The sequence below is a fragment of the Serratia sp. JSRIV004 genome, assembly GCF_019968705.1.
GTDB lineage: Bacteria > Pseudomonadota > Gammaproteobacteria > Enterobacterales > Enterobacteriaceae > Chania > Chania fonticola_B.
Genome location: NZ_CP074140.1, coordinates 4,722,985 through 4,738,189, shown reverse-complemented (window position 1 = coordinate 4,738,189; position 15,205 = coordinate 4,722,985). Strand labels below are relative to the sequence as shown.

Below are 15,205 nucleotides of genomic sequence, written 5' to 3'. Positions count from 1 at the left end.
CATAGGGTGAGATCGGCTCGAACATGTTCGACCCCTACAAATTCAGCAACCTATGTTGTTGGGGCACCCATGCATTGATTGGCGTACACTGACGGTGCAGGCGTTTAAGGCATTTTTCCGAGGGGATTAGCGTGTTTCGTATTGTGCATCTGGCGGACTATCCGCAGCATCAGCAACAGGTTATCGACTGGCAGTGGCAGGCGTTTGGCAGCGAAAACAGCCGGGAATTCTTTGCCAGTGTGGTGGCCAGCAGCCTGCGGCATGAAGGTTTGCCGATCACCTTTATCGCCCTGTTGGATGACCAGCCGGTGGGCACCGTGGGGCTGTGGCGCTGTGATTTGATCAGCCGCCAGGATTTAACGCCGTGGCTGGCCGCGCTTTACGTTGAAGAGAGCCAGCGCGGCAGCGGGCTGGGGTTGCAGCTCCAGCAATATGTGCAGGAGTACAGCCGCCAAGCCGGGTTCAAGGAGCTGTATCTGTATGCCGAATTTAGCGGTTATTACGAACGCCATGGCTGGCAGCACATCGGCGAGGCGCTGGAGTACCCGGATCGCCCCGTGCGCCTCTACCACCGCCGGCTAGATTAGCTCTGATCGAAAGCGTTATTGATGCTGGCGACCGAATGGCGGCGGACCAGCGTCGGGCTGAACATATTGGTGATCTCCGGTAGCGGCTGGTTGTTGGCCAACGCTAATGCCAGCTCTGCTGCTTGCGTTGCCATCGCCACCACCGGGTAGCGGATAGTGGTCAGGCGTGGGCGCAGATAGCGGGAAATCAGCACGTCGTCAAAACCAATCAGCGAAATCTGGCCAGGAACGTCCACGCTGTTATCACTGAGCACCGAAAGCGCCCCGGCGGCCATCGGATCGTTATAGCAGGTGATGGCGGTAAATTGCTTACCACGGCCCAGCAACTCGGTCATGGCCTGCTCGCCGCCAATCTCATCCGGCTTGCCGTAGGCAACCAGCTTCTCATCCACCGCAATACCGTGTTCTTCCAATGCATCCAGGTAGCCCTGCAATCGATCGGCAGCATCTGAAATCTGATGGTTGGAGCAGATGAAGGCGATCCGCTGGTGGCCCTGCTGGATCAGATGGCGGGTAGCCAGCCAGGCACCGTAACGATCGTCTAGCGCTACGCAGCGGGGCTCAAACCCAGGCAGCGTTCGGTTGATCAGCACCATGCCTGGGATTTGGCGCATCCAGACGGTCAGCTCATCGTCGGTCAGCTTCTTGGCATGCACCACCAAGGCCGCACAGCGATGGCGCACCAGTTGCTCAATGGCCTGGCGCTCTTTTTCGGCATTGTGGTAACCGTTACCAATCAGCAGAAAATTATGCGTGGCGTAGGCCACCTGCTCCACGGCTTTTACCATGGCACCAAAGAAGGGATCGGAAACGTCAGAGACAATCAGGCCCAGGGTTTCGGTGGATTGCTGTGCCAGCGCACGGGCATTGGCGTTGGGGTGATACTGCAATCCTTCCATGGCGGCCAGCACGGCGGTTCGTGAACTTTCGCTGGCTTTTGGGGAGTTATTTATTACGCGGGACACCGTGGCGACGGAAACACCCGCCAGCCTGGCAACATCCTTAATCGTGGCCATATCTGCAACACTTCCTGGGTAATCGCTTACATTCCTCAGTTTTGCGGAAAAAATCGCGCGCCGCAAGGGCTGGTATCGCTAACTTGTGGTGAGCGTTGCATTTATGGCTTTTAAATTCACCTTTTCACCCCAAGCGGATCCAGGGTTAACGGGCGCAACGTGCGGTGCCCCAACGATCCGGGTTGGTTGAGGTTTTTCAATAGTTTCAAAACAATGTCTATCAAAGGAAAAACTACATCGCTGGTTACACTTTGCGTCGGACTGTTGCGATTGGCCGCTGGCGAGAGTTTGGCGTGGCGGGGTAAATTGACTGTCCCAGAGGTATTGATTGGTGAGCAATCGGCATACTCTGTATGTTGAAGCCATTTTCAATTGCACCAACCTACGCGGATGCGTAGGTTTTTTTTTGCCTGCCGTATAGTATTCTTCCTCAGACAATTTTTAAGGCCATCAACCCCGAGGGAGAGTGGGATGATATATACCGTGTTACGTGCACTGTTTCGCCTGTTGTTTCGTGTTCGTGTCGAAGGCGACGCCAAGCATTTTGAGCAGCAGAAACTGCTGATCACCCCGAATCACGTTTCTTTCATGGATGGCGCGCTGCTGGCGTTGTTCTTACCGATCAAACCGGTGTTTGCCGTTTACTCCAGCATTTCCGAACGTTGGTTTATGCGCTGGTTGAAGCCTTATATCGATTTTGTGCCACTGGATCCCACCAAACCGATGGCCATCAAGCATCTGGTGCGCATGGTTGAACAGGGCAGGCCGATCGTGGTATTCCCGGAAGGGCGCATTACGGTGACCGGTTCATTGATGAAGGTCTACGACGGGGCGGCCTTTATCGCCGCCAAATCTGGCGCCACCATCGTGCCGGTACGTATCGATGGCCCGGAGTTCAGCGTGTTTGGCCGTATGGCCGGGGTGTATAAACTCCGCGCCTTCCCACAGACCACCATCAGCATTCTGCCACCAACCACTTTACCGATGCCAGACGCGCCAAAAGCCAGTCAACGCCGGCAGTTGGCCGGTGACAGGCTGCATCAGATCATGATGCAGGCGCGCATGGATACCCTCAAACCGCAAACCCTGTTCGGCGCGCTGTTGGCCGCACAGCATCGTTATGGGCGCTTCAAGCCCTGCATCGAAGACATAGGTTTCAAGGAAGACAGCTATCATACGCTGCTTAAAAAATCGCTGGGCGTCAGCCGCATCCTGGAGCGCTTTACCGCGCCGAAAGAGCATGTTGGCCTGCTGTTGCCCAATGCCACTATTACCGCTGCCGCCATCTTTGGCGCTTCATTGCGGGGCCGTATTCCGGCGATGCTCAATTACACCGCCGGTGTGAACGGGCTGAAAAGCGCGATGACCGCGGCCACCATTAAAACCATCGTCACCTCGCGCCAGTTCCTGGAAAAGGGCAAGTTGACTCACCTGCCAGAGCAGGTGCCGGAAGCCAATTGGGTTTATCTGGAAGATTTGAAAGATACCGTCACCCGCGACGATAAGCTGTGGATCCTGCGTCACCTGTTCCAGCCACAAAAGGCCATGGTGCCGCAGCAGCCAGAAGATGCGGCGCTGATCCTGTTTACCTCCGGCTCGGAAGGCCATCCGAAGGGCGTGGTGCATTCCCATGCCAGCCTGTTGGCGAACGTGGAGCAGATCCGAACCATTGCGGATTTCACCCCGCGCGATCGCTTTATGTCCTCGCTGCCGCTGTTCCACTCTTTCGGCCTGACGGTTGGGTTGATCACCCCGTTGATGACTGGTAGCCGGGTATTCCTCTACCCAAGCCCACTGCATTATCGCGTGGTGCCGGAATTGGTCTATGACCGTAACTGCACCGTGCTGTTTGGGACAGCGACCTTCCTCAACAACTACGCCCGTTTCGCCCATCCTTACGATTTTGCCCGCCTGCGCTATGTGGTGGCCGGTGCCGAGAAGCTGGCCGAAAGCACCAAACAGATTTATCAGGACAAATACGGCATCCGCATTTTAGAAGGCTACGGCGTCACTGAGTGTGCTCCGGTAGTGTCGATCAACGTGCCTCTGGCGGCCAAAGTTGGCACCGTAGGCCGCATTATGCCGCAGATGGAAGCACGTTTGATTAAGATGGCCGGGATCGATAACGGTGGCCGTCTGCAATTGAAAGGCCCGAACATCATGAAGGGCTACCTGCGGGTTGAACGCCCAGGCGAACTGGAAACTCCGGCAGCCGAGGACGAAAACGGCGTGTTGCAAGCTGGCTGGTACGATACCGGTGATATTGTCAGCTTCGACGAACAGGGCTATTGCACCATTCGTGGCCGCGTGAAGCGCTTTGCCAAACTGGCGGGGGAAATGATCTCGCTGGAGAGCGTGGAACAGTTGGCCGTGCGCCTGTCGCCGGAAGGGCTGCATGCGGCCACGGTGAAAAGCGACAGCAGCAAAGGCGAAGCGCTGGTGTTGTTCACCAACGACGCCAGCATTACCCGTGATAGCTTGCTGCGGGTGGCTCGTGAGCAGGGCACCCCGGAGCTGGCGGTGCCGCGTGATATTCGCCTGGTGAAGGCGTTGCCGTTACTGGGCAGCGGCAAACCGGATTTCGTTACTTTGCGCCAAATGGCTGAACAGCCGGAGAAGGCATCATGAATGCAACTGATTCCCCACTGCTGTCACGTTCGATGATCGCGGTGATCTGTGCCCAGTTTCTCTCGGCCTTCGGCGATAACGCATTGCTGTTTGCTACCCTGGCGCTGATCAAACAGCAAATGTACCCCGATTGGAGCCAACCGATACTGCAAATGGCCTTCGTGGCCACCTATATCATCCTGGCTCCGTTTGTGGGCCAAATCGCCGACAGCTTCTCCAAAGGCCGGGTGATGATGGTCGCTAACGGTTTGAAGCTGGCCGGTGCGCTGGTGATCTGCTTTGGGCTGAACCCGTTCCTGGGCTATACCCTGGTCGGCATCGGGGCGGCGGCTTATTCACCGGCGAAGTACGGCATCCTGGGTGAGATCACCAGCGGCGATAAGCTGGTGAAGGCCAATGGGCTGATGGAAGCTTCCACCATTGCCGCCATCCTGGTGGGCTCGGTAGCCGGTGGCCTGCTGGCAGACTGGCATATTGTAGCTGCACTGGCGGTGTGTGCCGTGGTTTACGGCGCGGCGGTCGTTGCCAACCTGTACATCCCGCGCTTGCCTGTTGCCCATAAGGTGGCCTCCTGGCACCCACGCGTCATGGGGAGCACTTTCTTCAACGCTTGCGTGGTGCTGTGGCGCGATGGGCAAACCCGTTTCTCACTGATTGGTACCAGCCTGTTCTGGGGCGCTGGGGTTACCCTGCGCTTCCTGCTGGTGCTGTGGGTGCCGGTGGCGCTGGGCATTAGCGATAACGCCACGCCAACCATGCTCAACGCGATGGTGGCAATAGGTATCGTGGTCGGGGCCGGGGCGGCAGCACGCTTTGTGACGCTGGAAACGGTTAAGCGTTGTATGCCTGCCGGGATCCTGATCGGCATCGCCGTAGCCTTCTTTGCCGTGCAAACCAGCATGCTGAATGCTTATGGCGTGCTGCTGGTGATTGGTGTGCTGGGTGGTTTCTTTGTGGTGCCGCTGAATGCGCTGTTGCAAGAGCGGGGCAAACGCTCCGTTGGGGCGGGGAATGCTATTGCGGTACAGAACCTGGGTGAAAATACCGCCATGCTGCTGATGCTTGGCCTCTACTCTTTGGTGGTCAAATTAGGTGTGCCGGTGATCGGCGTCGGGATCGGTTTTGGCGTCGTGTTCGGCCTTGCCATCACCGTCCTGTGGATATCTCAATTCCGCTCCAAAGCCTAACGGTTTGATACATAGGGGCACAGCATGCTGTGCCCCTATAGTCTTTATGGTGCTGGAATGGTGAAGCGGCTGTGGATCTCTTCCAGAGCCTGCAACACTTCCTCGTTCAACACCACGTCAAAACTGTCGATATTTATCTTCAACTGCTCCAGCGTGGTGGCACCCAGCAAGGTGCTGGCAACGAACGGCTGCTGGCGCACGAATGCCAATGCCATCTGTGAAGGGTCCAGACCGTGCTTTTTCGCCAGCGCCACGTATTCGGCGATCGCCGCCTGGCTCTGGGCTGAAGAGTAGCGGGTAAAGCGGCTGAACAGTGTGTTGCGTGCCCCGGCCGGTTTGGCACCGTTGAGGTATTTGCCGGACAGCGTACCGAAGGCCAGGCTGGAATAGGCTAACAGTTCGATACCCTCATGTTGGCTGATCTCCGCCAGACCAATCTCAAAGCTGCGGTTTAACAGGCTGTAGGGGTTCTGGATCGAGACGATACGCGGTAGTTCGTGTTTTTCTGCCAGTTGCAGGTAGCGCATCACGCCCCAAGGGGTTTCGTTAGAGACGCCGATATAGCGAATTTTGCCGGCCCGGACCTGCTCGGTTAACGCTTCCAGAGTTTCCAACAGCGGGATGGTGGCCTTCTCATCGGTGTACTGATAATTGAGCTTGCCGAAACAGTTGGTGGTGCGCTGCGGCCAGTGTAGCTGGTACAGATCCAGATAATCGGTGTTTAACCGTTTCAGGCTGGCATCCAGGGCAGCGCGGATATTTTTGCGATCTAACGCCTGCTGTGGGCGGATCCCAGCGTCATTACCCCGGATCGGCCCGGAGACCTTGCTTGCCAGCACGATTTTATCGCGGTTGCCGCGCGCTTTGATCCAACTGCCAATGTATTGCTCTGTCAGCCCCTGGGTTTCCGGGCGCGGTGGCACTGGATACATCTCTGCGGTATCAATCAGGTTGATGCCAGCGGCTAATGCATAATCCAGCTGTGCGTGGGCATCGGCTTCGCTGTTTTGTTCGCCAAAGGTCATGGTGCCCAGTCCCAGCACGCTCACTTCTAAAGAACTGTGGGGAATACGGTGGTATTGCATTAACGGCCTTCCTTCAATGTTAGCGCTTACGGGCGTGATGCCCGGTAAAACAGCAGCCAGAGATCCAACGGCGTAACACGCCTTACTTGACTATAACCAAGCTAAGAAGATGGTGAAAGTGGAATATAACAGCCGAGGGCAGGGCTAATCCCCTGATTGATAATCCGTCAGGGGTCAGGAAGATGCGGGGGCTGGGATTAACGCTCGATAACCTGCGAGACCTGATCGCCGTTAATCTGACGCTGCTTGCCTTGCTCGTCCTGATAGCTGATCAGGCCGGTATCCTTATCGATTTTAGGCTTACCCTGCGTGAGGATCATATTGCCATCTTTGGTGGCCATCACATAGTCGCTGGAACAGCCTGCTAATCCGGCGACCATCATCAGGGCGGAAATAGCCATTACCCACTTTTTCATGCCGAACACCTTATATACCTAGAATAATTGTCCTAATAGAGTAGCAAACTCTGCCAAAGATGGCTTTCGGACGTATCCCATCTGTGTAAGGAGAAATGACGGTGAAATCAGGATGCGCAGGGCTAATCAAAGCGTAAAGTGCCTGGCCAGCAGCGCCCGGGTGAAGTTTTTCTTCAGATAGAAGCCGCGCGGCAAGGTGAGGATCGGTTGGCCCTGTTCGCCGGTGGCTTCGGTCAGTGCCTTGTTGTTGGCCGCTTTTGGCCGCAGCTGTAGCACTTCGCCATGGCGGGCAGTGATCCGCTCAACCTGGCCGAGCACGATAAGATCCATCAGCTCTTCCCAATCCCGGCGCAGCATCTCGGTTTCTTCCTGATTGGGCTGCCACAGCAGCGGGGAACCTACGCGGCGCTGTGCCAATGGGATTTGTCGTTCACCCTCCACCGGGATCCACAGCACGCGTGCCAGTTTGTGGCGTACGTGGCTGCTTTCCCAAGTGACGCCGCTATTGCCTGTCAGCGGGGCTACGCAGACGAAAGTGGTTTCCAGCGGGTTACCGGCGGCGTCGACCGGGATGGTTTTCAACTCAATGCCCAGCTCTGGGAAATCCTGTTCAGGCTTGCTGCCCGCCATGGCACCCAGATAGAGCTCCAGCAGCATGCCGACCCAACCTTTATCCCGTTTGAGATCCTTGGGAATGCTGACCTGCGCACGAGCTGCCAGTTCACCAAGGTTAAAGCCAGCCAGCGCCTGGGCACGGGCTAATAATTGCTGCTCGTTTTCTGGCGGCAGCGGGGATAAACACGCCATAAATCAGACCTATGCATTATGGTTAAAAAATGTACCGAATTTACTCACAGCCTTAAAAGGGAAAAGCAGGCTGGGGAAAACAACAATAGTAGCATGATTTTGCATGACTTTTTGGCTACCCCATCGCGGTAGAAAAATTTCATCGCGGGGTTGTGCACCTGTAGCCACCGACAATAAACAGGATCTTACACCTATTTATCCACAGATTTCTGGGATAACCCAACTTTTTGCCGATCACTGGTTTGATTTACAGCCTTGACGCGGGGCATTTTTTACGAATTTGGCGGTTTTATAGGTCACTGGGTATAATAATCTGTGGATAAAATCCGCATTGGTGGATCTTTCGCCAGAGAAAGATCCAAAGCGTGCATAGATCACATTTTTACCCTGTTCATAACTGTGTTTAAGTCATTATTGCATTGTATTTAAAGGAATAATAAAAAATTAAAAATATGGCGAATTTTAAGTTCAATTGAGTTTTCCCGGCTTATCCCTAGAGTTCTTCACACACCTATCCACAGAAAAAGTGAATAAAACCGCCCTCCAACCTCGTTACATGTTTATAACTTTGCCATTATCTGTGAGTTATCCCAATGTTATCCGAGCGACGGCGCTGCAAAGCAGTGGTTTACCGCCTGTGGCTTGTGTGAAACAATCAGGTTATCAATACGAATTTATGCTTATCGAGGTAGTCCGGTGATCGATGATGATGGCTACCGCCCGAATGTTGGTATCGTAATCTGTAATCGTCAGGGGCAGGTCCTATGGGCCCGCCGTTACGGTCAGCACTCCTGGCAGTTTCCCCAAGGGGGAATAAACCCTGGCGAAACGCCTGAGCAGGCGATGTACCGTGAGCTGTTCGAAGAAGTGGGGCTGAGTAAAAAGGATGTGCGTATCCTGGCCTCAACCCGCAACTGGTTGCGCTATAAATTGCCAAAACGTTTGGTGCGTTGGGACACAAAGCCGGTTTGTATCGGCCAAAAGCAGAAATGGTTTCTGCTGCAGTTAATGTGCAATGACGCGGATATCAACATGCAGCGCAGCAGTACGCCGGAGTTTGACGGCTGGCGCTGGGTGAGCTTCTGGTATCCGGTGCGCCAGGTGGTGTCGTTTAAACGCGACGTGTACCGCCGGGTTATGAAAGAGTTTGCCGCAACCGTCATGCCTATGCAGGAACTGGCAGCGCAGCGGCAGCCTCCTGCTTATCGCCGAAAGAGAGGTTAAGTCAAACCGACTATGCTCACGCGCTTGCGAGAAATTGTTGAGAAAGTGGCCGCGGCGGCCAGTCTGACAGATGCGCTGGATCTTTTGGTCAATGAAACCTGTCTGGCGATGGACACCGAAGTTTGCTCCATCTATCTGGCAGACAACGACCGCCGCTGTTATTACCTGATGGCGACGCGCGGGTTGAAAAAGCCCCGTGGGCGAACTATCGCCCTGGCCTTTGACGAAGGCATCGTCGGCCTGGTCGGGCGGCGGGCAGAGCCGATCAACCTGGCGGATGCCCAAAGCCATCCCAGCTTCAAATATATTCCGCAGGTCAAAGAGGATCGTTTCCGATCCTTCCTTGGCGTGCCGATCATTCATCGCCGCCAGTTGCTTGGCGTGTTGGTGGTGCAGCAACGTGAACTGCGCCAGTTTGACGAAAGCGAAGAATCCTTCATGGTTACCCTGGCCACCCAAATGGCCGGGATCCTCTCGTTATCACAGCTAAACGCCATTTTTGGCCAGTATCGCCAGACCCGCATTCGGGCGCTGGCTGCGGCTCCTGGCGTGGCAGTGGCGGAGGGGTGGTTAGATAGCAGCCAACCTTCACTTGATCAGGTGTATAAAGCCTCCACGCTGGATACCGTCAGCGAGCGTGAACGCCTGACACAGGCGTTGGAAGAGGCTGGGGCAGAGTTCCGCCGCTTCAGTAAGCGTTTTAGCGCCAGCTCGCAAAAAGAGAGCGCGGCGATCTTCGATCTCTATTCCCACCTGCTCAACGATGCTCGTCTCAAACGTGAACTGTACGCGGAGATCGATGCCGGTTCGGTAGCCGAGTGGGCGGTAAAACAGGTGATTGAAGCCTTCGCTGCCCAGTTTGCGACCTTGCAAGATACCTATATGCGCGAGCGTGCCAGCGACCTGCGTGCGCTTGGCCAACGTCTGCTCTTCCACCTCGACGATACCACCCAAGGGGCCAGCCAATGGCCAGCCCGATTTGTGCTGGTCGCCGATGAGCTGACGGCAACCCTGTTGGCCGAAGTGCCGCAGGATCGCCTGGCTGGCGTGGTAGTGCGGGACGGTGCCGCCAACTCCCATGCCGCGATCCTGGTGCGGGCCATGGGCGTGCCAACGGTGATGGGGGCGGACATCCAGCCTGCGCTGTTGGCCCAGCGAATGCTGATTGTTGATGGCTATCGCGGCGAGCTGCTGGTCGATCCGGAACCGGTGCTGGTGAAGGAATACCAACGTCTGATCAGCGAAGAGCAGGAGCTCAGCAAGCTGGCAGAAGACGACGTTGAACAGCCCGCAGAGCTGAAAAGCGGTGAGCGGATCCAGGTGATGCTGAACGCCGGCCTTAGCCCGGAACATGAACAACTGCTGGGTGCGCGCGTGGACGGCGTTGGCCTGTACCGCACCGAGATCCCGTTCATGCTGCAAAGCGGCTTCCCGTCGGAAGAGGAGCAGGTGGCGCAATATCAGGGCATGCTGCAACTCTTCTATCCGCACAAGCCGGTGACGCTGCGTACGCTGGATATCGGCGCTGATAAACAGTTGCCCTACATGCCGATCAGCGAGGAAAACCCGTGCCTCGGTTGGCGGGGGATCCGTATTACGCTGGATCAGCCAGAAATCTTCCTGATCCAGGTGCGCGCCATGCTGCGTGCCAATGCGGGAACCGGCAATCTGGGGATCCTGTTGCCGATGATCACCAGCCTGGAAGAGATCGACGAGGCCAAGCGCCTGATCGATCGCGCCGGGCGAGAAGTGGAAGAGATGCTGGGGTACGACATTCCCAAGCCGCGGATTGGCGTCATGCTGGAAGTGCCGTCGATGATCTTCCTGATCCCTTATCTGGCGACACGCGTCGATTTTGTCTCGGTAGGAACCAACGATTTAACCCAGTATCTGCTGGCGGTGGATCGTAATAATACCCGCGTTGCTTCGTTGTACGACAGCCTGCATCCAGCCATGTTGCAGGTGCTGAAATTGATCATCGATCAGGGGACTGCGGCCGGGCTGCATGTCAGCCTGTGCGGTGAACTGGCGGGAGACCCGATGGGTGCTCTGCTGCTGGTGGGTATGGGTTACCGCAATTTGAGCATGAACGGGCGCAGCGTCGCACGGATCAAATATCTGTTGCGCCATATCGAACTTGAAGACGCGCAAGGATTGGCCAAGCGGGTATTGAGTGCCCAGATGACCACCGAGGTTCGCCACCAGGTAGCGGCGTTTATGGAACGGCGTGGCATGGGGGGGCTGATCCGCGGTGGCCGTTGATTAGGCGTTGTCCAGCCCGTTAAGCGTTGACCTATTTTTTTACAGAACTTTTCCCTGCCGGCAAGCCCGGACGTGGTTAAGCCTATGTTATGATGCGCCATCTCAATGCGGTGCTCCCGTTGCACGGGCTTTGCACCGCGTTTGGCACCTGCCGCCCCCGCTTGGGGATGAATAACAGACATATTGTGGTGATAGATGAGCACTAGCTATCTGGCGTTTCCAAAATTTGATCCGGTGATTTTCTCTATCGGCCCGGTCTCTTTGCACTGGTACGGTTTGATGTACCTGGTTGGCTTTGTTTTTGCCATGTGGTTGGCGGTACGCCGCGCGAACAAGCCCGGCAGCGGTTGGACCAAAGACGAAGTGGAAAACATGCTGTATGCCGGTTTCCTTGGGGTCTTTATCGGTGGCCGTGTCGGTTACGTGCTGTTCTACAACCTGCCGCTGTTCCTGGATAACCCGCTCTACCTGTTCAAAGTCTGGGATGGCGGAATGTCATTCCACGGCGGCCTGATTGGCGTGATCGCGGTGATGCTGTGGTTTGCCCGCCGCACCAAGCGTAACTTCTTCCAGGTTTCTGATTTTATTGCCCCACTGATCCCGTTTGGTCTGGGCGCTGGCCGCCTGGGTAACTTTATCAACGGTGAGCTGTGGGGGCGTGTCACTACCGATACACCTTGGGCGATGCTGTTCCCAAGCTCGCGTCCGGAAGATATCGCTATCGCTGCCGCCAATCCTCAACTGCTACCGCTGCTCAACGAATATGGCGTGTTGCCACGTCATCCGTCGCAGCTGTATGAAATGGTGCTGGAAGGCATCGTGCTGTTTATCATTCTGAACCTGTTCATCCGCAAACCTCGTCCGATGGGGGCCGTTTCGGGCCTGTTCCTGATTGGCTATGGCACGTTCCGTATTATCGTCGAGGCGTTCCGCCAGCCGGATGCCCAGCTTGGCCTGTTTGACGGGGTGATCAGCATGGGGCAAATCCTGTCCGTGCCGATGGTGCTCGCCGGTATTATTATGATGATCTGGGCGTATCGTCGTCGTCCACAGCAACAACAGTCGTGAGGAAAAATGAAACAGTATCTGGATTTGATGAACAAAGTGCTCGCCGAGGGCACCCCTAAAGCCGACCGTACCGGCACTGGCACGTTGTCGATTTTCGGCCACCAGATGCGTTTCAACCTGCAGGAAGGTTTCCCGTTGGTGACCACCAAGAAATGCCACCTGCGGTCGATCATTCATGAGCTGCTGTGGTTCCTGAACGGCGATACCAACGTGGCGTATCTGCGCGAAAACAACGTCAGCATCTGGGACGAATGGGCTGATGAAAACGGCGATCTTGGCCCGGTCTATGGCAAGCAATGGCGTGCCTGGGGCGCGGCAGATGGTCGCGAGATTGACCAGCTAAGCACCGTGTTGCAACAGCTGAAACAGGATCCGGATTCTCGCCGTATTATTGTTTCTGCGTGGAACGTGGGTGAGCTGGATAAGATGGCTCTGGCACCGTGCCATGCCTTCTTCCAGTTCTATGTGGCGGACGGCAAACTCTCTTGCCAGCTGTATCAGCGCTCGTGCGACGTGTTCCTCGGCCTGCCGTTCAATATTGCCAGCTATGCGTTGCTGGTGCATATGATGGCGCAACAGTGCGATCTGGAAGTGGGCGATTTTGTCTGGACCGGTGGTGATACCCATCTTTACAGCAACCACATGGAGCAGACGCAGCTGCAATTAACCCGCGAGCCGCGTGCGTTGCCGAAGCTGGTGATCAAACGCAAGCCAGCCTCGCTGTTTGATTATCGTTTTGAAGACTTTGAGATTGAAGGCTACGATCCGCACCCGCCGATCAAGGCTCCTGTCGCTATCTGATTTGCTGAGGGCCGTATCCGGCCCTCTTTCTTACGCCTACTGAAAGTAGGCGCGCCGCATGCTGCGCTCGTGCTGCATTGCCAAAAATGCGAAGCCGTACTCAACTTCCCCCAGCTTGTTACCTGCTAACTAAAAATTCTGCGTATCATTTGCCAGCCTGAGAAAAGGTGCCTTTCATCGTGCCTCTGGCTGATTACACTCGCCGTATGAACCGATATAAAAATAGCCCCGAACACCAGCAAGGCCTGACGCTGATCGAACTGATGATCGTGATGGTGCTGGCGGGGATGCTGACCTCTTGGGGGGTTAGCCAGTGGCATCATTATCAACAGGCGCTACGGCTTGAGCAGACCGCCCAGCAACTGCTGGCATTCTTAACGCGCTTACAGGCCGATGCCAACTGGCATAACCGCAACGCGTTATTGTGGTTTCGGCCTGGGAAAATCTGGTGCATAGGCAGCGGCCCGCAGGTGGCACCTTGTAGTGCATTGGCGGACCGGGTCTTTACCCCAGAACACCTGGATGTGGAGTTACAAGGTTATACCCAAAAGGAGATGGGATTTTATGGGGTGCGCAACAATGCGCAGGCCGGGCATATCCTGCTGGGCAATCCGGCTGGCCGCATACGTCTGGTGCTGTCTGCCAAAGGTCGGCTGCGGCTGTGCAGCGAAGAAACTGCTATCCGGAGCCTGCCCTTATGCGAACCTTAGAACAAGGCTTTACCCTGCCGGAGGTGCTGCTGGCGATGACATTCGGCAGCCTGATTGCATTGGCGGCGGCGAAAACCTTACCGATACTGCGTCAGCAGACGGTTGATGTAGGCCGTCATTATCGGTTGGAGCTGGTGTTACGCCAGCTGGCTTTCGGGATTGAAAAGGATCTGCGCCGCAGCGGATTTTGTGCCGGGCAGTGTCAGGGGCGCTCGTTGCTGATTGGCCATGCAGCGGGGGAAGCGCCGGGCAGCTGTGTGATCGTAGCCTACGATCTTAACCGCAATGGCAACTGGGACAGCGGTGGCGATGCCGAGTATTTTGGTTACCGCCTGCGGGCTGGCGGGCTGGAGGGGCAAAGCGGCGTGACCCAGTGCCAGGGCAGCGGCTGGGAACGCTTGCTGGATCAGGAAGAGGTACGGATTGAGTCTTTTTCTGTCAGCCAGATCGCAGGGCGCGATGGCAAGTCCTTGATGTTGTTTACCCTAAGGGGCCGCTCAACGGTGCGGGCAAATATAGAACGCCGCCTGGAGTGGGCGGTTAGCATGGAGGCACCCTAGAGATGGATATGCAGCAGGGGGGCAGCACGTTGGCTGCGGTGATGTTGTTGCTGGTGATGGGGCTGATGCTGCTCACCGCCCAGCAGCGGCAATTGGACAGTGCGCTACTGCTGGCCGTCGATCAGCAGCGCTATCTGCGGGCTTACAACCAGGCGGCTTCGGCCCTAAGCTGGGGGCTGACGCAACCGTGGCCACGGGAGTCTCTGCAGGCGAGCCACTGGTCCTGTCAGCAGATTAGCAGCGAGGCTTTGCAAGCCTGCGCCCGGCTATCGGCCCGTACCGGTCTGGTAATGGTGCGTGGGGCTGGAGATGTTGCGGGAGCGGAGCCCTTGTGGCTATACCAACTGGCTACACAGCAAGGCGGGGCTGGTGGCCACCTGCTGAAAGCGCAAAAAGGCGGCTGGCTGGATTTCTGTCCGGAAAAGCGGGAAAGCGACTGTGCTGAATAAACCAGCTGGCCGGCGAAGTCAGCGGGGCTTCAGCCTGCCCGAAGTGTTGATCGCGGCATTGTTGTTCGCCGTCTCGCTGCTAGGGCTGTTACACTATCAGCAGGTGCTGTTGCAGGCATTTCAACGGCAGTGGCAATATCGACAGGCCTTGTCGCTGGCGCACCAACAGCTGGAAATATTCAGTGCCGGTGCCGAAATAAGCCATGCCATATCGCTACCGCCTAATTGGCACTACCAAGTCGAAACCCGCCAAGCGCAAGGCTCATGCCTGCGGCGTACGGTGAAGATACAAACGCCGCTGCACCAACAGATTGAACTCAGCCGCTGGTATTGTGGGCAGTAGAACGGGGTGTTGTGCCACCTCAGACTCTTTTGGTCGAGATGTTCTCGATCGGTTCCCTCTCT

15 protein-coding genes are annotated in these 15,205 nt (G+C 56.3%); 11 read left to right on the top strand and 4 right to left on the bottom strand.

The features are described 5' to 3' along the window. Positions 1–131: 131 nt before the first annotated feature. Positions 132–587, top strand: a complete 456-nt coding sequence (locus tag KGP21_RS22560; protein WP_021806140.1) for a GNAT family N-acetyltransferase — start codon at positions 132–134, stop codon at positions 585–587. Here KGP21_RS22560 and galR read toward each other — a convergent pair. Continuing rightward, positions 584–1,603, bottom strand: coding sequence for an HTH-type transcriptional regulator GalR (gene galR / locus KGP21_RS22555; RefSeq protein WP_021179861.1), 1,020 nt, complete (start codon positions 1,601–1,603; stop codon positions 584–586). The two genes, KGP21_RS22560 and galR, sit on opposite strands and share 4 nt — an antisense overlap. Before the next feature lie 471 nt (positions 1,604–2,074). Here galR and aas point away from each other — a divergent pair, with 471 nt between their 5' ends. Together aas and lplT are read left to right on the top strand one after the other, a co-directional pair. Beyond that, on the top strand, positions 2,075–4,231 hold the full coding sequence (gene aas / locus KGP21_RS22550; RefSeq protein WP_223500276.1) for a bifunctional acyl-ACP--phospholipid O-acyltransferase/long-chain-fatty-acid--ACP ligase: 2,157 nt from the start codon (positions 2,075–2,077) through the stop codon (positions 4,229–4,231). Continuing rightward, positions 4,228–5,418 carry a lysophospholipid transporter LplT gene (gene lplT, locus KGP21_RS22545; RefSeq protein ID WP_161738716.1) on the top strand — a complete coding sequence of 397 codons (1,191 nt, stop codon included), beginning with the start codon at positions 4,228–4,230 and terminating at the stop codon, positions 5,416–5,418. Before aas ends, lplT begins: the two co-directional genes overlap by 4 nt. A 44-nt stretch (positions 5,419–5,462) precedes the next feature. Here the strand turns inward: lplT and KGP21_RS22540 are convergent, their stop codons facing one another. From KGP21_RS22540 to mutH, 3 genes are all read right to left on the bottom strand, one after another. Further along, positions 5,463–6,503, bottom strand: a complete 1,041-nt coding sequence (locus tag KGP21_RS22540; protein ID WP_021179864.1) for an NADP(H)-dependent aldo-keto reductase — start codon at positions 6,501–6,503, stop codon at positions 5,463–5,465. Positions 6,504–6,700: 197 nt separating this feature from the next. Then, the gene (locus KGP21_RS22535) at positions 6,701–6,919 is read right to left on the bottom strand and encodes a YgdI/YgdR family lipoprotein (protein ID WP_059201658.1); all 219 of its coding nucleotides are present in this window, start codon (positions 6,917–6,919) and stop codon (positions 6,701–6,703) included. A 126-nt stretch (positions 6,920–7,045) separates the two neighbouring features. Continuing rightward, a complete protein-coding gene (gene mutH / locus KGP21_RS22530; protein WP_021806136.1) occupies positions 7,046–7,726 on the bottom strand; it encodes a DNA mismatch repair endonuclease MutH in 681 nt (226 codons plus the stop codon). Between the two features lie 696 nt (positions 7,727–8,422). Between mutH and rppH the strand changes: the two genes are divergently transcribed. The 8 genes from rppH to KGP21_RS22490 all read left to right on the top strand — a co-directional run bounded on the left by rppH (position 8,423) and on the right by KGP21_RS22490 (position 15,143). Continuing rightward, positions 8,423–8,950, top strand: coding sequence for an RNA pyrophosphohydrolase (rppH, locus tag KGP21_RS22525; RefSeq protein WP_021179868.1), 528 nt, complete (start codon positions 8,423–8,425; stop codon positions 8,948–8,950). A 12-nt stretch (positions 8,951–8,962) separates the two neighbouring features. Next, the gene (gene ptsP / locus KGP21_RS22520; protein WP_094981685.1) at positions 8,963–11,212 is read left to right on the top strand and encodes a phosphoenolpyruvate--protein phosphotransferase; all 2,250 of its coding nucleotides are present in this window, start codon (positions 8,963–8,965) and stop codon (positions 11,210–11,212) included. Between the two features lie 195 nt (positions 11,213–11,407). After that, positions 11,408–12,280 carry a prolipoprotein diacylglyceryl transferase gene (gene lgt / locus KGP21_RS22515; RefSeq protein WP_202672079.1) on the top strand — a complete coding sequence of 291 codons (873 nt, stop codon included), beginning with the start codon at positions 11,408–11,410 and terminating at the stop codon, positions 12,278–12,280. Positions 12,281–12,286: 6 nt separating this feature from the next. Continuing rightward, entirely contained in the window at positions 12,287–13,081 is a 795-nt protein-coding gene (thyA, locus tag KGP21_RS22510) for a thymidylate synthase (protein WP_021179872.1), read from the top strand. A gap of 206 nt (positions 13,082–13,287) precedes the next feature. Beyond that, entirely contained in the window at positions 13,288–13,791 is a 504-nt protein-coding gene (locus KGP21_RS22505; RefSeq protein WP_094981700.1) for a prepilin peptidase-dependent protein, read from the top strand. Continuing rightward, positions 13,779–14,351, top strand: coding sequence for a prepilin peptidase-dependent protein (locus tag KGP21_RS22500; RefSeq protein ID WP_223500275.1), 573 nt, complete (start codon positions 13,779–13,781; stop codon positions 14,349–14,351). The genes KGP21_RS22505 and KGP21_RS22500 overlap by 13 nt, the downstream gene beginning before the upstream one ends. 2 nt (positions 14,352–14,353) lie before the next feature. Further along, positions 14,354–14,800 carry a YgdB family protein gene (locus KGP21_RS22495; RefSeq protein WP_223500274.1) on the top strand — a complete coding sequence of 149 codons (447 nt, stop codon included), beginning with the start codon at positions 14,354–14,356 and terminating at the stop codon, positions 14,798–14,800. Then, positions 14,790–15,143 (top strand): prepilin-type N-terminal cleavage/methylation domain-containing protein, encoded by a 354-nt coding sequence (locus KGP21_RS22490; protein ID WP_223500273.1) that lies wholly within the window; start codon positions 14,790–14,792, stop codon positions 15,141–15,143. The genes KGP21_RS22495 and KGP21_RS22490 overlap by 11 nt, the downstream gene beginning before the upstream one ends. Positions 15,144–15,205 lie beyond the last annotated feature (62 nt).